This window comes from Pseudomonas rustica (assembly GCF_018336155.1).
GTDB classification, from domain to species: Bacteria; Pseudomonadota; Gammaproteobacteria; order Pseudomonadales; family Pseudomonadaceae; genus Aquipseudomonas; species Aquipseudomonas rustica.
In genome coordinates this window covers 1-19,769 of record NZ_JAGYHF010000007.1, presented here as the reverse complement: position 1 = coordinate 19,769, position 19,769 = coordinate 1, and the positions used below count along the sequence as shown (strand labels likewise).

Sequence of the window (19,769 nt, the reverse complement as noted above, 5' to 3'; positions counted from 1 at the left end):
GGCGCCAGATCAGACAACGCTAATCAAAAAGTCTGCCCAAGGTTCAGATAAACCGCCTGCTCATCCGCATCATTCAACCCATACGTGAAATTCAACGGCCCCAGCGGCGTGTCAAACCCGATAAACACACTCGCCGCATTGATGTAACCACTGTCGAACTCATTGTCATTGTTCCACGCCCGCCCACGCTCCAGCGAAGCACCGGCGTACAGCGGGAAGTCCAGCGGCAAGTACGAACGCGGCGTCAGACGGCGGAAATACACGGCACGCATCAGGCTGACGTTCTGCCCGGAAATCGCATCTTCCCGGAACCCCGACAACTGCCGCGCGCCGCCGAGCAGGAAGCTCGATGTCACCACATTGGCGTCGTCCAGCGTGCGCCCGTAACGACCGCCAAGGATCAACGTGTCGGGGCCATGACTCATGGCTTTGTCGATCTTGAAATCCCACTGCCGGTAACGTGTATCCGAGCCCAGGCTCGGTTCGAATTGCGTCAGCGTCAGGCTGATGTCCTTGCCTTCGTGAGGGTAGTAAACGTTGTCCAGCGAGTCATACGAGTACTTCAACGAGTAGAAGCCTTCGTTGAAGCTTTCGCTCGGCAGATCCTGATCGCCAATGCGCACATCGGCCTTGCCCCACGCTTCGCCAACGCCGAAACGCACTTCGCCGTTGTTGCCGATCTGCCGACCGAGGTTGAGGCCGAAACCGTAGCGCTCGACGCGGTATTGCGCGATCGGATCGTTATCGAGAATCGACTCGACGTTCTGCGCTTCGAACGATGCATACGGGGCGACGAAGTAGCGCGAACCGACGTCCAGCGGCTGATAGAACTCGGTGTACAACTCTTGTTTGTCGCCGATCTGCGCACGCGTCAGCCATTCCGCGCCGAGACGGTTGATGCCGTTGACGCGGTAGCTGGCGCCGAGGTTGAAGGCGCTGTCGCCGCGCATGTCATCCGACAGATTGAGGCCGACGCGCAGGTAATCGGTGCCGCTGCGTTTGCCGCGCGCGCTGATCACCAGGGTGTGATCCGGGCCTTTGTGCACCACGCGGTATTGCACCTGCTCGAAGTAATCGAGGCCGTACAAGGTGCCCATGTCCGAATGCAGTCGGCCCAGATCCAGCGGTTCGCCGATGGGTTGACGGATGTAGTAGCGGATCACGTCATCATCGACTTTCGAATCGTTCTCCACACGAATGGCGGTGATGACCGGCGTGCGCTGGCCCGGCGAGCGGGCGGCGTTGAGTTCGGCGTCCTGGGATTCACTCGGCTTGAGCTGGGCGAGGCGGGCGTCGAGGGCTTTGGTCGCGCGGTAACCGGCGTCGATCATTTCCTGCGCCTTGCCGAAATCGGTGACGCCGAAGGCGGCCAGTGCCGGTTGAATCAAAACGTCATCGGCGTGCAGCGCGGCGAGTTGTTCTTCCGAGTTGCGCCGGGTCATCAGGGTGATCGACTGGTTGAGCACGTCGACCACGGTGGTCAGTTGTTTGCGGTTGCGCAGCGGCGTACCGATGTCGACCACGATGGCGATGTCGACGCCCATTTCCCGCGCCACATCCAGCGGAATGTTGTCGGTCATGCCGCCGTCCACCAGCAACCGGCCATCGAGTTCGACCGGCGCGAACACCGCCGGGATCGACATGCTCGCGCGAATCACCTGCGGCAGATGGCCTTTGCGGAATACCACTTTCTCACCGTTGGCGATGTCGGTGGCCACGGCGCGGAAGGGGATCGGCAGTTTGTCGAAATCGCGGGTATCACTGGTGTGGGCTAACAGGCTTTCCAGCAGCAGCGCGAGGTTTTGCCCCTGAATCACACCCAGCGGCAGGCCGAGGCTGCCGTCGTCGCGAAAGCTGAGTTTCTGTTTCACCAGAAAATCGCGGTCGTCCTGCTTGCGTCGAAACGGCACGTCTTCACGCGGTGGCGCGTCGGACAGTGCGGCTTGCCAGTCGATGTTCAGCGCGAGTTTTTCCAGCTCGTCGATCTTGTAACCCGAGGCGTACAAGCCGCCGACCACCGCGCCCATGCTGGTGCCAGCGATCGCATCGATCTTGATGCCTTGCTCTTCCAAAGCCTTGAGCACGCCGATGTGCGCCAGCCCGCGCGCGGCGCCGCCGGACAGCACCAGGCCGATTTTCGGGCGCGGCGCTTCAGTGGCATGGACGAAGAGGGGCAGAAAACCAAGCAGCAGGCAGAACAGCAGACGGCGCATTGTGAGTCTCGGGGCAAGCGGTAAAGCCGGCTATTATAGCGGCGCCCTCTGTCTCAGGAGTTGTAGCGAACATGACTGTCGCAAAAGCAGAAGTTGTCATCACTTATTGCACGCAATGCCAATGGCTGTTGCGCGCCGCGTGGCTGGCGCAGGAGTTGCTCAGCACCTTCGGCGACGATCTCGGCAAAGTCTCGTTGGTGCCGGGCACCGGCGGAGTGTTTCAGATCACCTGCGCTGGCGTGCAGATCTGGGAACGCAAGGCCGACGGCGGTTTTCCGGAAGCCAAGGTGCTGAAACAGCGGGTGCGCGATCAGATCGATCCTGACCGCGACCTCGGTCACAACGACCGCACTCAGTGAGACGCGGCCTCGGCGGCGACGGTTTTCTTGTCGGCATTGCCTGACATCCGCGCCGAGACGACGATGGCGACAATGATCAGCGCGCCGCCGATCAACATCTTCGGCGTCGGGTTTTCATCGAACAGCAGCCAGGCGACGGTGATGCCGTAGACCGGCTCCATCGCGAACACCACCGCTGCGGTGCGCGCCTTGATCACCGCCAGGCTGGCCACGAACAGGCTGTGAGCGACGCCGGTGCAGAATACGCCGAGCAGGGCGATCCACAACCAGTCCAGTGCGCGCACTTCGCTCAATTGCGGCGCCGCGACCGGCAGCAGACACAACGCCACCACCACGTTTTGACACAGCGCCGCCTGCACCGCCGGGATGCGTCCGGAGCTGGCGCGGTTGGTCAGCGAAAGCAAGGAGAACAGCAGCCCCGACAGCACCGACCAGAGCAAGCCAACGGTGGCGCCGCTGCCCAGATCGAAGGCCGGGGTCACCAGAATCAGGCCGACGCTGACCAGCACCACCAGCACAATTTCGTTGGCGCGGATGCGTTCGCGGAAGATCAGCCCTTCAAGAATCACCGTGAATGCCGGGAAACTGGCGAAGCCCAACGTGGCGATGGCCACGCCGGCGACTTTCACCGAAATGAAGAAACTCACCCAATGCCCGGCCAGCAATACGCCGCTGAGGATCAGTCGACGCCAGTCCACGGCCTCGAGTTTTTGCCAGCCCTGCGCACTGGCGAAACGGGCGAAAAACGCCAGGGCGAGCACGGCAAAAGCGGCGCGGCCGAAAACGATCACGGCGGGGGAGGCGGCAGCGAGTTTGCCGAACACACCGGTCAGGCCAAACATCAAAGCACCAATATGTAGAGCGCCGAGGGCGGTACGCGGGGTCATTGCAATCCTTAATCCAGACACGATTCGTTGTGATGCATTGATCGTTCCCACGCTCTGCGTGGTAACGATCATTCACACAATCTCACTGTAGGAGCTGCCGCAGGCTGCGATCTTTTGATCTTGATTTAAAAAACAACATCAAAAGATCGCAGCCTTCGGCAGCTCCTACATTTAAGCGTGTAGAGGTCAGTAAGTCTGTCGGCGGACTATCGTCTTTTGTCGCCGGAATCGCGGCGAAGCTGGCCGGGTGATGAGCCGAACTCGCGCAGGACGGCGGCCGAGAAGGCGCTTTGCGAGCTGTAACCGACGCGGCTGGCAATCTCGCCCATCGGCAAAAGCGTGTCGCGCAACATTTGCACCGCCAAATGCAGCCGTCGACTGCGCATGTAATCCATCGGCGTCTGCCCGCATTCCGCCATAAACCGTGCATGCAGCCGCGCACTCGACAACCCGGCAACCCGCGCCAGATCGGCAACTTGCAGCGGATAAGCCGCGTTCTGCTCGATGTGCGCATCCAGCGCCGCATAAGGCAAACGGCGGGCAGTCAGTTCGACTGGTTTCGCATGATTGAGGCTGGCCAGCAGCAACACCGAGCCTTGCTGCGCGATCAACGGATCGCTGACCGGGCTGTTCGCCAGCCAACTGACCAACTGACTCTGCCCGGAATCCAGCGACAGGCGCGCAGGCTGATCGAGCAAACGGCGGCTGGCCTCGGCATGTGCTCCCAACGAATCCACCAGCCATTGCCCGTCGGGAATGTCCATCACCAGGCAACGACTGCCATCGGGACTGCCGCACGCGTGATGCGCACCCGAAGGGATCACCACAAAACTTTGCTGACGCACCTGACTGCCACGGCCCTCGACCTCGAAATCCAGCGCACCGGACAGCCCGAACACCAATTGGGCGTGCTCGTGGCTGTGGACGATCAGATCGCGGGTGTACTGACGCAGGGTGAGAATCGGGCGCATAAACAAGTCTCCGGGCAGGCCTGCAGTCTACACCGGCGGGCGCTGTGTGCGCTGTCACAGGACTGACTCGCGCCTGTCATGGTCGATTAACCGGACGCGCGCAGAGTGGCGAAAACATCGCAGAGGGTTGCCCATGACCAGCGCCGAGCTCGCCAGACCCAGCCGCAAACAACGGGTGCGAACCCTGTGGATCTCCGACGTGCACCTGGGCACGCGCGATTGCCAGGCCGAGCACTTGTCGACGTTCCTCAAGGGCTATCACGCCGACAAGGTGTATCTGGTCGGCGACATCATCGACGGCTGGAAACTGCGCGGCGGCATGTACTGGCCGCAAGCGCACACCAACGTGATTCGTCGATTGCTGACCATGAGCAAGCGCGGCACCGAAGTGATCTACGTCACCGGCAATCACGATGAGTTCTTGCGCCGCTACTCGAAGCTGATTCTCGGCAATATTCAGTTGGTCGACGAAGCGGTGCATGTCACGGCTGACGGTCGGCATCTGTTGGTGATTCACGGCGATCAGTTTGATGTGATCACCCGATATCACCGCTGGCTGGCCTTCCTCGGCGATTCGGCCTACGAATTTACCCTGACGCTGAATCGCTGGCTCAACCATTGGCGTGCGCGTTATGGCTACGGCTATTGGTCGCTGTCGGCGTACCTGAAGCACAAGGTGAAGACGGCGGTGAGTTTTATCAGCGACTTCGAAGAAGCCATCGCCCATGAGTGCGTGAAGCGCGGGTTGCACGGGGTGGTCTGCGGGCACATTCACCATGCCGAGATTCGTAAGGTCGGCGAGGTGGATTACCTCAACTGCGGCGATTGGGTGGAGTCGTGTACGGCGCTGATCGAGCATTGGGATGGCACGATCGAGTTATATCGGCTAGCGGATGCGCAGGCGCGAGAGGCTGAGATAAAAGCGGCCAAAGTCGCCGAACTCGCTTAAATGCAAAAGATCGCAGCCTTCGGCAGCTCCTACATGAGACCTGTGTAGGAGCTGCCGAAGGCTGCGATCTTTTGATCTTAGGCGGGGCTATGTTCTTCCATCGCCGCCTTGTAAATGGAGTTCTTCGGCTGCGCAAACAAGCGTTCCATCATCGGTTCAAAGAAGCTCAACGGCAGCGTGTCATACGCCGGATCAAACGCCGCCGCATCGTACTTGGCGCAAAACTCGGCCGTCGCCTGATACTGCGGATGCCCGGCGAACTGCTCGCGCAAATGCCGATCCATGCCCAAATGATGAAAGAAGTAGTAACCCTGAAACACCCCGTGTTTCTCCACCATCCACAAATTATCGGCACTGACGAACGGCTTGAGAATCGCCGCCGCAATGTCCGGATGGTTGTACGAACCCAGAGTGTCGCCAATGTCATGCAGCAACGCGCAGACCACGTATTCCTCGTCGCGACCATCACGAAAGGCGCGGGTTGCGGTTTGCAGCGAGTGGGTCAGGCGATCCACCGGGAAGCCGCCGAAGTCGCCTTCAAGCAATTTCAGGTGCGCCATGATCCGCGAGGGCAATTGTTTGGCGTAGGCACTGAAGTCCGAGGCGATGATCGCCCAGTCTTCCTGCGTACCGTCCTTCATATGGGTGAAACGGGCATTGGCATTCATCGGCAAACCTCGTGTTTCTTATTGTTTAGAACGCCACGCGACCCAGGATCATGTCGCGGTACATGACGAAATCGCCGAGCAGGCTGTACAGCGGATGCTGGAAAGTCGCCGGCCGGTTCTTCTCGAAAAAGAAATGCCCGATCCAGGCAAAGCTGTACCCCGCCAATGGCACGGCCAATAACAGCAGCCAGGCGCCTTTGGCGATGGTCATCGCCAGAATGAAAATAACCAGCGTGGTGCCGATGAAATGCAGACGCCGGCAGGTGCTGTTGTTGTGCTCACTGAGGTAATACGGATAGAACTCAGCGAAGCTGTTGAATTGCTTGATGTTTTCCACGACCGCGTTCTCTGTGGTTATTGTTCTGGCGACGAGTTGTTCTGCGGGTAGCTTATTTGAGTCTAGAGTGATCATTGGCGTGGGCCAGTGACAATCGGCGCCACTTTAGTATCCTTCGCAAATCAGGCCGTAACATGCGGTCCATCATGTAAAAGAAAAACGCCATGAGCGAACGAACGACTTCTGCAAGCTGGGCGATGGGGATTGTCAAAGCATTGGAGATGGACGGCCTGGATTGCCGGGTTCTGTTCAAGCAACTGGGGCTCGATTACACGGCTCTGGATGATCCGGATGCGCGCTTCCCGCAAGACTCCATGACCCGGCTCTGGCAACGGGCGGTCGAGCTGTCCGGTAATCCGGCGATCGGCCTGAACATGGGCAAAGTGGTGCGACCGGCATCGTTTCATGTCGCCGGTTACGCGCTGATGTCGAGCAATACGCTCGCTGAAGGCTTTCAACGGCTGGTGCGCTATCAGCGGATCATCGCCGAAAGTGCCGACCTGAGTTTTCGTCTGCTCGAAGAAGGCTACGCGCTGATTCTGACCGTGCATGGCGATCATCTGCCGCCGACCCGACAAAGCGCTGAAGCCTCTCTGGCCTGCGCGTTGGGCCTGTGCGGCTGGTTGAGCGGGCGTACGCTGCACCCGGTCAAAGTGTTGGTGCAGGGCGCCCAACCCGCCGATCTCGAACCGTATAAACAAGCCTTCCATGCGCCGTTGGTGTTCAACGCGCCATACGATGCGCTGATCTTCGAACGCGCCGACATGGAAGCGCCGCTGCCCACCGCCAACGAGGCGATGGCGCTGCTGCACGATCGTTTTGCCGGAGAATATCTGGCGCGGTTTTCCGAGAGCCGGGTCACGCACAAGGCACGGCAGGTGCTGTGCCGTTTACTCCCGCAAGGTGAACCGAAGCGCGATACCGTGGCGCAGACCCTGCATTTATCGCAGCGTACGTTGCAGCGACGGTTGCAGGAGGAGGGCACGAGTTTTCAGCAGTTGCTCGATGACACCCGCCGCGAACTGGCCGAGCAGTATTTGGCGCAACCGAGCATGACCTTGCTGGAAATCGCATATCTGTTGGGTTTTGCCGATCCGAGCAACTTCTTCCGCGCCTTCCGCCGCTGGTTCGACACCACGCCCGGCGATTACCGGGCGCGGCTGTTGCAGGCGCCGAACGCGGTCAATGACGCCAAAATGCCGGAATACACAGCACAAACACCGTAATGATCTCGAGTCGGCCGAGCAGCATGCCGAACGACAGAATCCACTTCGCCGCATCCGGCAGGGTGGCGAAGTTGCCCGCCGGGCCAATGGTCTCGCCCAAGCCCGGGCCGACGCCGGACACGGTGCTGGCGGCACCGGTCAGCGCGGTCATCCAGTCGACGCCAAGCAGCGATAGCAGCAGGGCGATCACGCAGATGGTGATGGCGAAGAAGAACGAAAAGGTCAGAATCGAACGCACGATCTCTTCGTCGAGACGGTGACCGTTGTACTTCTGCTTGATCACCGCGCGCGGGTGAATCAGCTGATTAAGGTTGGCCTTGAGCAGGATGTAGGCGACCTGGAAACGGAAAATCTTGATCCCGCCAGCGGTCGAGCCGGAACAGCCGCCGACAAAGCCCAGATAGAAGAACAACATCAACGAGAAATTGCCCCACAGGCTGTAGTCGCCGAGGGCGAAACCAGTGGTAGTGACTACCGAGGTCACGTTCAGCGCCACGTGGCGCAATGCGTCCAGCCAATGCAGGTTGGTCGTCCACCAATACCAGGTGCCGAGTACCAGCCAGGTCACCAGCAACATCCCCAGCAAACCCTGCACCTGCTGATCGCGGATCAACGCCTTGCGGTTGCCGCGCATGGTCGCCACGTACAGGGTGAACGGCAGGCTGCCGAGAATCATGATCACCACCGCAACCCAGTGCACCGCCGGTTGCGTCCACTTGGCCAGCGACTGGTCGGAGGTCGAGAAACCGCCGGTGGAAATCGCCGACATCGCGTGGTTGATCGCATCGAACGGGCTCATCCCGGCCCACCAGAACGCGAGGCTGCCGACAATGGTGATGCCGACGTACGCCGCCACGATCAGGCGCGCCACCATGTGCGAGCGCGGCATGACCTTTTCCGAACGGTCGGACGATTCGGTCTGGAACAGGCGCATGCCACCGATGCGCAACAGCGGCAGGATCGCCACCGCCATACCGATAAAGCCGATGCCGCCGATCCAGTGCAGCAACGAGCGCCACATCAGGATACCGGGAGACATGTCGTCGAGATGATTGAGCACGGTCGAACCGGTGGCGGTGATCCCGGACATACTCTCGAAAAACGAGTCGGTGTAGCTGATGTGCTGGGTCAGCAGAAACGGCAGCGCGGCGAAAATGCACACCACCAGCCAACTGCTGACGGTGAGCAAATACATGTCGCGCGGGCGCAAGTGAATGTGTTCGGGCCGGCCCGGAATCACCAGCGCGAGGCCGGCGACGAAGGTGATCATGCTCGCCCAGAGGAACGACGGCAGATCGCTGGTGCGATCGAAAATCACCAGGGTGGCCATGGGCACGACCATGGCGACAGCCAGCGTGATCAGGAAGATGCCGATGATGAAACCAATGATCCGTAAGGTCGGCAACGCCATGAAGTCCGCTCGGGCTGTGGTGGGGAGGGCGCCATTCTACCTGCGGGGCAGGGCATGTAAACCGGCATCCTGTTGGCAGTTACAGCTAGAATAGCCGCACATATTTTTCAGGAGGTGGCCGATGCAGGCTCTCGACGCGTTGCTCAACCGTGTTTCCGTTCCACGACTGGTCGAACCGGCCCCTACTGCCGAACAGCGCGAAGCCTTGTTTGGCGCCGCGATGCGCGCACCGGATCACGGGCATCTGCAGCCGTATCGCTTCCTGACCGTCGAAGGCGCGGCGCGCGAGCAAATGGGCGAGTTGCTGGCCGAAGCGGCGCAGCAGCAGGCAGGCGAAGTCACCGAAGCGATGATCGACAAGGCCCGCAACGGCCCGCTTCGAGCGCCGTTGGTGGTTGTGGTGATCGCCAGGTTGCAGGATCACGTCAAATACCCGAAAGCTGAGCAGCTGCTCGCCGCCGGGTGTGCGGCGCACGGGATTTTGCTGGCGGCGTATGCGCAGGGGATTGGCGCGGTGTGGCGCACCGGGGATTTGGCGTATTCCCGGCACGTGGCGCAGGGTTTGGGCCTGACCGAAGGTGAAGAGGTTATCGCATTCCTCTACCTCGGCACCCCACAGAAAGAACCGCGTGTGGCGGAGAAGGTTGACCTGGCCGAGTTCGTCAGCGCCTGGCCCGGTAAGGCTTAAAATCAAAAGATCGCAGCCTGCGGCAGCTCCTACATTGGAATGCGTTTTCCTGTAGGAGCTGCCGCAGGCTGCGATCTTTTTGCATCATCGAAAATCTACGGCTGAACCACCGCGCCCGGCACCAACGGCAATTCCAGACTCGCGACAAACCCGCCCTGCGGATGATTGGCCAACGTCAAACTCCCGCCATGCCGCTCCGCCGCCCTGCGCGCAATCGCCAGGCCCAAGCCATGTCCCGCCGCCGTCTGTCCCGGCGCGCGATAGAACGGTTCACCCAACTGACTCAAATGTTCGGCCTGCACCCCCGGCCCATGGTCGCGCACGCTCACAATAATTTTCTCGCCCTGACGTGACGCCTGCATTTCAATCGCCTGCCCCTCCGGGTTGAAACGCTGAGCATTACGCAGAAGATTATCGACGGCCCGCTCAATCATCGTCGGCCAACCTTTGAGTTGCAGATTCGGTTCAACGTCCAGACGCACTGTCTGCTCGGGCGAACCGAGTTTCGCGTCTTTCTGCAAAGTGCCGAGCAGTGCATTCAAATCCACGTCTTCCGCACTGGCGTTGTCTGCATCGACCCGTGCCAACACCAGAATCTCGCTGATCAACGCTTCCAGGCGATCGCACTCGCGGGTCAGGCGTGGCCAGAGTTTTTCGCGTTCTTCCGGATTGGCCCGTTCGGCCAGCGCCAAAGCAATGCGCAGCCGCGCCAACGGTGAACGCAGTTCATGAGACACGTCGCGCAGCAACTGGCGTTGACTACCGATCAAGCTTTGCAGACGCGCGCCCATGCGGTTGAAGTCAGTGGCGAGCACGCCGAATTCATCGCGGCGGTTGGCCAGTTTGGCCAGGCTGTTTTGCTGATAGGTGGTTTGCCCCAGATCATGCACCGCGCCGCGTAATCGACTGAGCGGGCGGGTGATGGAGAAAGTTACCAGCAAGCTGAACAGGGTCAGTACGACCAGCGCGATGCCCAACGCACTCAGCGGCCAGAGCAGGCTTTCGCGGTGCCAGGCGTCGAGTTCCGGGTGCGGGATGCGGTAGATGAACAGGTAGGTGTCGCCGGTTTTCTCACTGGTGAATTCGTCAGTGAGGCGGCGCCATGGCAGGCGGCGGTCATCGTTGTTCTGCCGGGCTTCGAACGCGGCGGCGCGGCGCGGGAAGGTGCCGCGGACGACCGGATCGCCGGATTCGTTCAGCACCTGGACGTCGATGTGATATTGGCGTTTGCGTTGTTCGAGGATGTCCTGAGCGGCTTCCTCGCCCTGGGCTTCGTAGGTTTGCGTCCAGTCGCCGGCCAAGGTGTTGAGGCCCGGATGGCGGCTGAGGATCCACGCGTCCTGATTGAGCATATGCCCGAGCAGAATCGACAACCCGGCCACCAATGCGATGGCCAGCCAGAAGCTCGCGAGAATACGCCAGAACAATGAACGCACAGAAAATCCTCAATCAAACATAAACCACTGTAGGAGCTGCGGCACGCTGCGATCTGATCGTTCCCACGCTCTGCGTGGGAATGCAGTCGGGGACGCTCTGCGTCCCACAGTCAAAAGATCGCAGCGTGCCGCAGCTCCTACAGGGGCAAGTGCAAAAAGGCCCAACGGGGGTAGCCGTTGGGCCATGGTCAGAACATTATTGCGCTTTTTGCGGCTGTTGCGCTTTCCACGCCTTGAACTCGGCCCATTCGGCACGCCGTTCAGCCTGTTTTTTCTGGATCTCGTCGAATTTCTTCTGTTGATCCGGCTTCAGCACCGCACGAACATCGGCCTCGCCTTTCTTGTGGTTGGCGGCCATTTCGTCTTTCAGGGCTTTCTGATCCGCTGGCGAGAGTTTTTCCAGGTACTTGTCGACCACTTGCTTACGCTCGTGCATCTGCTCGCCCATGATCTTGCGGATCTGCTCGCGTTGTTCGCGGGACAGGTCGAGTTGGCTGTACGGGCCCTTGCCGTGCATGCCGTGCATCTGACCGCCGTGGCGTGGGCCGTCGAGCGGGCCACCCATCGGGCCGCCATCTTGCGGCATGGCCATGGCGACGGTTGGCAGAGCGGCAGCGAACATCAGAGCGATAAGAGTCTTGCGCATGGTGTATCTCCTTGTCTCGTTCCCGGTACGTTCCGGATGAGTTCAGATTACGGAGATCAAGGTCAGCGGCGGTCAGCGCTACGTAAAGCTTGGGTAAAGACGTTTCGTCATCAGCCTTACACATATCCCTGTAGGAGCTGCGGCACGCTGCGATCTTTTGACTGTGGGACGCAGAGCGTCCGCGGCTGCATTCCCACGCAGAGCGTGGGAACGATCAGAAAAACAAGATCAAAAGATCGCAGCCTTCGGCAGCTCCTACAGGGGGCGATTTATCGTCATGCCCGTGCGGGACGGGTGTAATTCAGAGGCTGTAGTAGTAACCCCGGCTGCGCAGGGCGACGATGCGTGGGCGGCCGTCGGGGTGCGGGCCGATTTTTTTGCGCAGGTTGCTGACGTGCATGTCGAGGCTGCGGTCGTACAGGGTCAGTTTGCGGCCGAGGGCGATCTGCGCCAGTTCCTGCTTGTCCAGTGGTTCGCCGGGCTGCTTGAGCAGCGCTTCGAGCAAGCGGCTTTCGGACACGGTGAGGGTCAGTTCTTTTTCGTCGATGCTGACCACACCGCGCACCGGGCTGAAACTCAGGTCGCCCAGCTCCAGTTGCGTCGACACGGCGGCCGGGTGACTGCGGCGCAATACGGCGCGCAGGCGCGCGGTCAATTCACGCGGGTCGCACGGTTTGGCCAGATAATCGTCGGCGCCGAGTTCCAGGCCGAGGATACGATCCAGCGGTTCGCCACGGGCCGACAACATCAACACCGGCAGATCAGCGTGATCGTTGCGCAACTGCTTGAGCAGTTCCAGACCGCTGCCGTCGGGCAGCATCACGTCCAGCACCACCGCCGCCGGAGCGGTTTCGGCCAACGCTTTACGGGCGCTCTGGCCATCGTGGCAGGCGCGCACCTGGAAGCCTTCCTGGCTTAACCAGCTACTCAGGAGTTCGCACAACTCCTGGTCATCATCAATCAGTAACAGCTCGCTCATGACTCACTCAATTTAGCCATTGCCGACGTTTTCGGCTTGCTCCACTGGCAAAGATACCGCAGAGCAGCGCCAATAGCGCTACCCCGGCTCCCGTGACGAACCACTGCTGTTGATCGGTCAACAAACGCGGGAGCGGGCTGGCCTGTGCTTCCTTGAGTTGCAGCTTGAGGCGCTGGTTCTCCTGGCGCAACCGGGCGAGCTGAGCGCTTTCGCGTTCGTCGTCGACATTTTGCAGTTGTTTGTTCAGTTCTTCTCGCTGCTGCTCGCTGGCCTTGAGGCGCTGCTGCAACTCGGTGATCTGGCTGCCGGCGCTTAATGACAATGGCGTGGAATTGCCGCCTTCGGCGGTTTCCTCACCATGGGCGGGCGCCATGATCGACAGCGTGATCAACATCAGACACAACGAACCCTTGCGCATCGCAACACCTGCTTCCCAATGGATAGTGGGCAGGTTGTCGGCAGACGAACGAGAATAATGAGCGATTGAGATGGGTGAGAAGCGAGAAGGTTCAGTGCGCGGGAAGGGATGTTGGGGCTGATGGGCTTTTTGTGGCAGAGGAGGGTTTTGTGGCAGGTGGGTATTTTGGGACAGCTGAGTATTTGAGTCAGATGACTATTTGAGCCAGATGAGTATTTGTGGCGAGGGGATTTATCCCCGTTGGACTGCGTAGCAGTCCTGAAATGGGAGCATGCGGTGTGTCAGGCACACCGCATTGGATGGCATTGGGGCCGCTTCGCGACCCAACGGGGATAAATCCCCTCGCCACATAAATCCCCTCACCACAGGAATCCCCTTTGTCTCAGTAATCCTGTAAGGCCCTGTCTTCAGCGTTAAGGCAGGACTTGTTTGAACGGCTTCACGACCACATTGGCATACACACCCGCCGCAATATACGGATCAGCATCAGCCCACGCCTGCGCAGCGCTCAGGGAGTCGAACTCGGCGACGATCAGGCTGCCGGTAAAACCCGCGGCGCCCGGATCATTGCTGTCGACCGCCGGGTGTGGGCCGGCCAATACGATGCGGCCTTCGCCTTTGAGCGCTTGCAGGCGTTCCAGATGCGCAGGGCGCGCGGCCAGGCGAGCTTCCAGCGAGTTGGCGACGTCGGTGGCAATGATTGCGTAGAGCATGTCAGTCCTCGGTTTTTGGTGTTGTTGGGGTATCGGCATCGTGCAGATGGCGCGACAGGTAAATGCCCTGTGCGACCAGGAACACCAGGGTCATGCCCAGGCTGCCGAACACCTTGAAGTCCACCCAGTAGCTCTGGAAGGTGAAGGCGACGAACAGGTTGGCGGCCCCGCAGAACAGGAAAAAGGCGATCCAGGCGATGTTCAGGCGCGTCCAGACCGGATCCGGCAGGGTCAGCGCGTGGCCCATGATCCGTTTGATCAGCAGGCGGTCACCGATGAAGTGGCTGCCAATGAACGCGACGGCAAACAGCCAGTTGACCACCGGGGCTTTCCACTTGAGGAAGGTTTCGCTGTGGAAGGCCAGCGTCAGGCTACCGAAGACCAGACACGCGATCAGGGTCAGCCACTGGCTCTTTTCCAGCTTGCGCTGTTTGATGAAAAGCGCGCCGTACACCACCAGGGAGCTGATGATCAGCATCGCGGTGGCGCTGTAAATACCGCCTACAGTGACTTCATGGCCCGCGACATCGACCACCCGTGGATCAAGTTTGTAAACGATGAAAAACAGCAGAAGCGGGATGAAATCGATGAATTGTTTCACAGTAAGAGCCAGAAGCTGGATGTGGCGGCATAATAACAAACATATGGGCGCGCGATAGCGCCAGCTGATTTGAGGTTACAACTCTCCGTGAATGTTGATTTGCACTGCCATAGCACGGCCTCCGATGGCGCACTGGCGCCTGCGGTTCTGGTTGCGCGTGCGTTCGAAAACGGCGTGCGAGTCCTGGCGTTGACCGACCACGACACCCTCGAAGGCCTCGCTGAAGCGCGCGCGACCGCCAAAGAATTGGGCATGCAACTGGTCAACGGCGTCGAATTGTCCTGCACTTGGGGCGGCGCGACCATTCATGTATTGGGCTACGGTTTCGACGTCAACGCCGCGCCGTTGGTCGAGGCCATCGCCAAATTGCACGATGGGCGCTGGCTGCGGTCGGAAGAAATAAGCCGCAAGCTCGCCCTCAAAGGCATGCCCGGCGCCCTCGACGGCGCGCGGAAAATCCAGCAGGAACTGGGCGACAGCGGCAACGCGCCGGCCCGTCCGCATTTCGCTGACTGGATGGTACGTGAAGGTTTCGTCAAGGATCGCGCCGAGGCCTTTCGCAAGTGGCTCGGCGCCGGCAAGTTGGGCGACGTCAAGCTGCACTGGCCGACGCTGGAAGACACCGTCGGTACGCTGCGCGCCGCCAATGCCTGGGTCAGTCTGGCGCATCCGTGGCACTACGATTTCACCCGCAGCAAGCGCCGAAAGCTGATTGCCGACTATATTCAAGCAGGCGGGCATGCAATCGAGGTGGTCAATGGCCACCAGCCTGCGGAACAGGTGGGCAGCCTGGCAATCCTTGCCCGTGAGTTCGGTCTGCTGGTCAGTGCCGGCAGTGACTTCCATGGCCCTGGCGGCTGGTCCGAGATCGGCCAGTACCGGCCGGTTCCCGAGGACCTTCCACCCCTGTGGTGTCGGTTCAAACATGACACAGATATTGCCGCCGTCTGAACAGGTAGAGAATGTGAGTCAATTTTTCCAGATTCATCCGGAAAACCCGCAAGCGCGCCTGATCAAACAGGCGGTCGAGATCATCCGCAAGGGCGGGGTAGTGGTGTATCCCACGGACTCTTCCTACGCGATCGGTTGCCAAATCGGCGACAAGACTGCCATCGAGCGCGTGCGACGCCTGCGTCAGCTCGATGAAAAGCACAACTTCGCGCTGATCTGCAGCGACCTGTCGCAACTGGGCAATTACGCCAAGATCGACACCGGCACCTTCCGCATTCTCAAGGCGCACCTGCCGGGGCCTTACACTTTTATTCTCAACGCCACCCGCGAAGTGCCGCGCCTGTTGCTGCACCCGAAGAAGCGCACCATCGGTCTGCGCGTGCCGAGCCATCCGATTGCGCTGGCGCTGCTGGCCGAACTGGGCGAGCCGCTGATGAGCGTGACCCTGATCATGCCCGGCGATGAAGACCCGCTCAGCGATCCGTACGAAATGCGTCAGTTGCTCGAACACCAGGTGGACTTGATCGTGGATGGCGGTTTCGGCGGCATCAAAGCCTCCACCGTGATCGACCTGACCGGCGACGACCCGGAAGTGGTACGCGTCGGTTGCGGCGATCCGACGCCGTTCATGGTCGAGGCCTGAATGTCCGCAGTGGAAACCGTTGTCGATCCCCAGGCCGATGCTCAGCAGGAACTGCCGTTTGCCATGGTCTATGGCCAGGCGGTCATGGAAATGCCACTCGACCTGTACATCCCGCCGGATGCGCTCGAGGTGTTTCTTGAAGCCTTCGAAGGCCCGCTCGACCTGCTGCTGTACCTGATCCGCAAACAGAACATCAACATTCTCGACATCCCGGTGGCGGAAATCACCCGCCAGTACATGGGTTACGTCGAGTTGATGCAGTCGGTGCGTCTGGAACTCGCTGCCGAGTATCTGGTGATGGCGGCGATGCTCGCCGAGATCAAGTCGCGCATGCTCCTGCCGCGCGCTGAAACCGTCGAAGACGAAGAAGACGACCCGCGCGCCGAACTGATCCGCCGCTTGCAGGAATACGAGCGTTTCAAAGCTGCCGCCGAAGGTATCGACAACCTCAGCCGCGTCGGCCGCGACGTGGTTGTGCCCAAGCTCGACGCCCCGGAAGCCCGCGCGCGCAAGCTGTTGCCGGATGTCGCGCTGGAAGAAATTTTGATGTGCATGGCCGAAGTGCTGCGCCGTGGCGATATGTTTGAAAGCCACCAGGTCAGTCGTGAAGCACTGTCCACCCGCGAACGCATGAGCGATGTGCTGGAACGCCTCAAGGGCGGCGGTTTTGTGCCGTTTGTCGAGTTGTTCACTGCCGAAGAGGGCAGGCTGGGTGTGGTGGTGACCTTTATGGCAATCCTTGAACTGGTCAAGGAATCCTTGGTCGAGCTGGTGCAGAATGAGCCGTTCGCCGCGATCCACGTGCGAGCCCGAGCCGAATAACGAGTCGAAACATGAACCTGACTGAACCCCGCGAGCTGGCACCCCTGCTTGAAGCCTTTCTGTTGGCCTCGGGAAAGCCGCAATCCCTTGAGCGTCTTTTTGAACTGTTCGAAGAGGGCGAACGGCCTGAGCCTGCAGTCTTCAAGAAAGCCCTGACCCTGCTCGGCAAGTCCTGCGAGGGCCGTGCGTTCGAGCTCAGGGAAGTCTCGTCGGGCTATCGCCTGCAGATTCGCGAGAAGTTTTCGCCGTGGGTTGGCCGACTCTGGGAGGAGCGCCCGCAGCGTTATTCCCGTGCCTTGCTGGAAACCATCGCGCTGATCGCCTATCGCCAGCCAATCACCCGTGGCGAGATCGAAGACGTGCGCGGTGTGGCGGTGAACAGCAACATCGTCAAAACCTTGCTGGAGCGCGAGTGGATTCGTGTTGTTGGTTACCGCGACGTGCCTGGTAAGCCGGCAATGTTTGCGACTACTAAAATGTTTCTCGATCACTTCAACCTGAAAAACCTCGAAGACCTGCCGCCACTGGCCGAGCTGCGCGAAATGGAAACCGATCCGGTGCTCGATTTCGACGACGCGCCAGTGCCGCAGAGTTTGCAGGAGCTGGCCGACGCCAGTGCCGAGCCGGAGGAGGAGAAGGAAGAAACCAGTTTCCACACCTTGCTGCTGGAGCTGGACAGCATGGAGGAGGGGATCAAGACCGACTTCGACGATTTGCTGCGGGATGCGGCGGACGGTGAGGCGCCGACGTCCGAAACAGAAATTGAGTCTGAGCCCGAGCCCGGCATTGAAGTTGAACTTGAAGCCGAGCCAGAAGCCGAACCGGAAGAGGACATTCTCGGCGTCGCCGAAGCCCGCGAAAAGCTGTTGGCCGCCGTCGCCGCCCTCGAACAACCCGCGCCCGAACCCGAGCTGAGCGAAGAAGAAGCCGAAGCCCGCGCACTGGCCGAAGCCATCGAAGCCGAACGCCGCGAGTTCGAAGACTGACCCGCCCTCAAGAACACCGCGAAACCCCTGTGGGAGCGGGCTTGCTCGCGAAAGCGGTCTATCAGAAACAAATAAATTGACTGACACACCGCTTTCGCGAGCAAGCCCGCTCCCACATTTGGCTCTATGTCCAGCCAGGAGATGCTGATGAGTTCGACAAAAGACCCGTGTATCAGCCTCTGCAAATTCACCGACGACATCTGCCTCGGCTGCGGCCGCAGCAAGCGTGAAATCAAAGCCTGGAAGAAACTCGACAAGGACGACAAGCGCACGGTGCTTGCCGAAGCCGCGCTGCGCCTGATCAAACTCGGTGGCGCCGGTCGGCGGAAAAAGAAATAACTGTCCATTGATCAGCTAGTCTCTGATGCGCGACGGCGCACATCCGCGTATGATTCGCGACCCTTCGCCGATCCCTTCGGCCAAGAACCCAGATTTCAATGCTTCAGGCCCCCAATTCAGAGCGCCTGAACAGACCACACCGGGAGGTGCCCAGATGAGTATCAAAGATCAGCAAGACGACCAGCCAATCGGCCCAGCAGGCGAAAAGCTGCAGAAAGTCCTCGCCCGTATCGGCGTCGGCTCGCGCCGTGACGTGGAATCCTGGATCAGCCAGGGCCGGATCAAGGTCAATGGCAAAGACGCCACCCTCGGTCTGCGTGTCGATCTGCACGACGCCATCACCATTGATGGCAAGGTGATCAAGCGCGAAGAAGCGGCCGAATCGGTACGCCGCGTGATCATGTACAACAAACCCGATGGCGAGATCTGCACCCGTGACGACCCGGAAGGCCGTCCGACCGTGTTCGACAAACTGCCGCGTCCGAAAGAAGGGCGCTGGATCAACATCGGCCGTCTCGACATCAACACTACCGGTTTGCTGATGTTCACCACCGACGGTGAACTGGCCAACCGCCTGATGCACCCGTCCTACGAGATGGACCGTGAGTACGCCGTGCGTGTACGCGGTGAAGTCGACGACGAGATGATCGAGCGACTGAAGGCTGGCGTGGTGCTGGAAGACGGCCCGGCCAAGTTCACCGACATCAAGCAGGCGCCAGGTGGCGAAGGCTTCAACCACTGGTACCACTGCGTGGTGATGGAAGGTCGTAACCGTGAGGTTCGTCGTCTGTGGGAATCCCAGGGTCTGGTGGTCAGCCGTCTGAAGCGCGTGCGTTTCGGTCCGGTGTTCCTCAACTCCGACCTGCCGATGGGCCGCTGGCGCGAAATGAGCCAGTACGAAGTCGACATCCTCAGTGCTGAAGTCGGCCTGACGCCAGTGGCGATGCCGCAACTGAACGCCAAGAGCAAAGACAAGCTTGAGCGTATGCAGCGTAAATCGTCGCGTCCGATGGGCAAGACCGAGCGCGTACGTACCCTGCGTCCAGCCGCTGGCGCACCGACCGGCCCACGCCCAAGCCGCGAGCCGCAGATCGAAGGCGAGCGTCCAGCCCGCAAGCCGGTTGCCCGTGACGGCGAGCGCGCTCCGCGTCCGGCCAACGGTCGCACTGAACGTGGCGAGCGTGGCGCGCCTGCCGGTCGCGGTACGCCCGTGGCGGATCGTCCAGCGGACACCACCAACAAGCGTCCGGCTAAACCGACGTCGAAGCGTCCGGGAATCAAGTTGGTTGATGGCGACAAGCCGTCGGGCAAGCGCCGCGGTGCGCCGGCCGGTTCGGGTCAGCGTCCGGGGTTCGGTCGTCGCAAGCCTGAATAAGGCGGCTGTGAGCTTCTAGCGGCAAGCTTCAAGCTCGAGCAAAAACGCCAACCGCAGGGTTGGCGTTTTTTTTCGTCTGAAGAAAGATGTTCGGTGTCTGATCGGGCCTCTTCGCGAGCAAGCCCGCTCCCACAGGGGATCGCATTCCAAC

General features: G+C 60.4%; 22 protein-coding genes. 10 read left to right on the top strand and 12 right to left on the bottom strand.

Annotation, left to right across the window (positions count from 1 at the left end; all coding sequences use genetic code 11):
* Positions 1-23: 23 nt before the first annotated feature.
* A complete protein-coding gene (locus tag KFS80_RS14695; RefSeq protein WP_212545157.1) occupies positions 24-2,213 on the bottom strand; it encodes a patatin-like phospholipase family protein in 2,190 nt (729 codons plus the stop codon).
* Positions 2,214-2,284: 71 nt separating this feature from the next.
* Here KFS80_RS14695 and KFS80_RS14690 point away from each other — a divergent pair, with 71 nt between their 5' ends.
* Positions 2,285-2,572 (top strand): Rdx family protein, encoded by a 288-nt coding sequence (locus tag KFS80_RS14690; RefSeq protein ID WP_122608951.1) that lies wholly within the window; start codon positions 2,285-2,287, stop codon positions 2,570-2,572.
* Here the strand turns inward: KFS80_RS14690 and KFS80_RS14685 are convergent.
* Both KFS80_RS14685 and KFS80_RS14680 read right to left on the bottom strand, forming a co-directional pair.
* On the bottom strand, positions 2,566-3,459 hold the full coding sequence (locus tag KFS80_RS14685) for a DMT family transporter (protein ID WP_212545156.1): 894 nt from the start codon (positions 3,457-3,459) through the stop codon (positions 2,566-2,568). The two genes, KFS80_RS14690 and KFS80_RS14685, sit on opposite strands and share 7 nt — an antisense overlap.
* Positions 3,460-3,665: 206 nt before the next feature.
* Entirely contained in the window at positions 3,666-4,430 is a 765-nt protein-coding gene (locus KFS80_RS14680) for an AraC family transcriptional regulator (protein ID WP_212545155.1), read from the bottom strand.
* A gap of 133 nt (positions 4,431-4,563) precedes the next feature.
* Between KFS80_RS14680 and KFS80_RS14675 the strand changes: the two genes are divergently transcribed.
* Positions 4,564-5,379, top strand: coding sequence for a UDP-2,3-diacylglucosamine diphosphatase (locus tag KFS80_RS14675; RefSeq protein WP_212545154.1), 816 nt, complete (start codon positions 4,564-4,566; stop codon positions 5,377-5,379).
* Positions 5,380-5,456: 77 nt separating this feature from the next.
* Here KFS80_RS14675 and KFS80_RS14670 read toward each other — a convergent pair whose 3' ends face one another.
* The gene (locus tag KFS80_RS14670; RefSeq protein WP_212545153.1) at positions 5,457-6,047 is read right to left on the bottom strand and encodes an HD domain-containing protein; all 591 of its coding nucleotides are present in this window, start codon (positions 6,045-6,047) and stop codon (positions 5,457-5,459) included.
* Between the two features lie 25 nt (positions 6,048-6,072).
* Positions 6,073-6,384, bottom strand: a complete 312-nt coding sequence (locus tag KFS80_RS14665; protein ID WP_053118254.1) for an Mpo1-like protein — start codon at positions 6,382-6,384, stop codon at positions 6,073-6,075.
* Between the two features lie 164 nt (positions 6,385-6,548).
* Between KFS80_RS14665 and KFS80_RS14660 the strand changes: the two genes are divergently transcribed.
* Positions 6,549-7,610 carry an AraC family transcriptional regulator gene (locus KFS80_RS14660; RefSeq protein WP_212545152.1) on the top strand — a complete coding sequence of 354 codons (1,062 nt, stop codon included), beginning with the start codon at positions 6,549-6,551 and terminating at the stop codon, positions 7,608-7,610.
* Here KFS80_RS14660 and KFS80_RS14655 read toward each other — a convergent pair.
* Positions 7,567-9,021: a TrkH family potassium uptake protein gene (locus tag KFS80_RS14655; protein WP_008087314.1), complete on the bottom strand. Its 1,455-nt coding sequence runs from the start codon at positions 9,019-9,021 to the stop codon at positions 7,567-7,569. The two genes, KFS80_RS14660 and KFS80_RS14655, sit on opposite strands and share 44 nt — an antisense overlap.
* 121 nt (positions 9,022-9,142) lie before the next feature.
* Between KFS80_RS14655 and KFS80_RS14650 the strand changes: the two genes are divergently transcribed.
* Positions 9,143-9,709, top strand: coding sequence for a nitroreductase family protein (locus KFS80_RS14650; protein ID WP_212545151.1), 567 nt, complete (start codon positions 9,143-9,145; stop codon positions 9,707-9,709).
* A gap of 95 nt (positions 9,710-9,804) precedes the next feature.
* Here KFS80_RS14650 and KFS80_RS14645 read toward each other — a convergent pair whose 3' ends face one another.
* From KFS80_RS14645 to KFS80_RS14620, 6 genes are all read right to left on the bottom strand, one after another.
* On the bottom strand, positions 9,805-11,145 hold the full coding sequence (locus KFS80_RS14645; protein WP_212545150.1) for a sensor histidine kinase: 1,341 nt from the start codon (positions 11,143-11,145) through the stop codon (positions 9,805-9,807).
* 196 nt (positions 11,146-11,341) lie between these two features.
* Positions 11,342-11,791 (bottom strand): Spy/CpxP family protein refolding chaperone, encoded by a 450-nt coding sequence (locus tag KFS80_RS14640; RefSeq protein ID WP_053118259.1) that lies wholly within the window; start codon positions 11,789-11,791, stop codon positions 11,342-11,344.
* A gap of 301 nt (positions 11,792-12,092) precedes the next feature.
* Entirely contained in the window at positions 12,093-12,770 is a 678-nt protein-coding gene (locus KFS80_RS14635) for a response regulator transcription factor (protein WP_053118261.1), read from the bottom strand.
* Between the two features lie 7 nt (positions 12,771-12,777).
* Positions 12,778-13,188, bottom strand: a complete 411-nt coding sequence (locus KFS80_RS14630) for an SH3 domain-containing protein (protein ID WP_212545149.1) — start codon at positions 13,186-13,188, stop codon at positions 12,778-12,780.
* A gap of 413 nt (positions 13,189-13,601) precedes the next feature.
* Positions 13,602-13,901 carry a YciI family protein gene (locus tag KFS80_RS14625; protein WP_007919677.1) on the bottom strand — a complete coding sequence of 100 codons (300 nt, stop codon included), beginning with the start codon at positions 13,899-13,901 and terminating at the stop codon, positions 13,602-13,604.
* Position 13,902: 1 nt separating this feature from the next.
* A complete protein-coding gene (locus KFS80_RS14620; RefSeq protein WP_053118264.1) occupies positions 13,903-14,502 on the bottom strand; it encodes a septation protein A in 600 nt (199 codons plus the stop codon).
* A gap of 87 nt (positions 14,503-14,589) precedes the next feature.
* Between KFS80_RS14620 and KFS80_RS14615 the strand changes: the two genes are divergently transcribed.
* The 6 genes from KFS80_RS14615 (at position 14,590) to rluB (ending at position 19,618) form a co-directional block, all read left to right on the top strand.
* Positions 14,590-15,453 carry a PHP domain-containing protein gene (locus KFS80_RS14615; protein ID WP_159812589.1) on the top strand — a complete coding sequence of 288 codons (864 nt, stop codon included), beginning with the start codon at positions 14,590-14,592 and terminating at the stop codon, positions 15,451-15,453.
* Between the two features lie 13 nt (positions 15,454-15,466).
* On the top strand, positions 15,467-16,096 hold the full coding sequence (locus KFS80_RS14610; protein WP_038363745.1) for an L-threonylcarbamoyladenylate synthase: 630 nt from the start codon (positions 15,467-15,469) through the stop codon (positions 16,094-16,096).
* Complete coding sequence (locus KFS80_RS14605) at positions 16,097-16,918, top strand: segregation and condensation protein A (RefSeq protein WP_008088827.1); 822 nt, start codon at positions 16,097-16,099, stop codon at positions 16,916-16,918.
* A gap of 11 nt (positions 16,919-16,929) precedes the next feature.
* Positions 16,930-17,904, top strand: a complete 975-nt coding sequence (scpB, locus tag KFS80_RS14600) for an SMC-Scp complex subunit ScpB (protein WP_212545148.1) — start codon at positions 16,930-16,932, stop codon at positions 17,902-17,904.
* A gap of 147 nt (positions 17,905-18,051) precedes the next feature.
* Complete coding sequence (locus KFS80_RS14595) at positions 18,052-18,243, top strand: DUF1289 domain-containing protein (protein WP_007919669.1); 192 nt, start codon at positions 18,052-18,054, stop codon at positions 18,241-18,243.
* A gap of 154 nt (positions 18,244-18,397) precedes the next feature.
* The gene (gene rluB / locus KFS80_RS14590) at positions 18,398-19,618 is read left to right on the top strand and encodes a 23S rRNA pseudouridine(2605) synthase RluB (RefSeq protein WP_053118273.1); all 1,221 of its coding nucleotides are present in this window, start codon (positions 18,398-18,400) and stop codon (positions 19,616-19,618) included.
* The last annotated feature ends 151 nt before the right edge of the window (positions 19,619-19,769 follow it).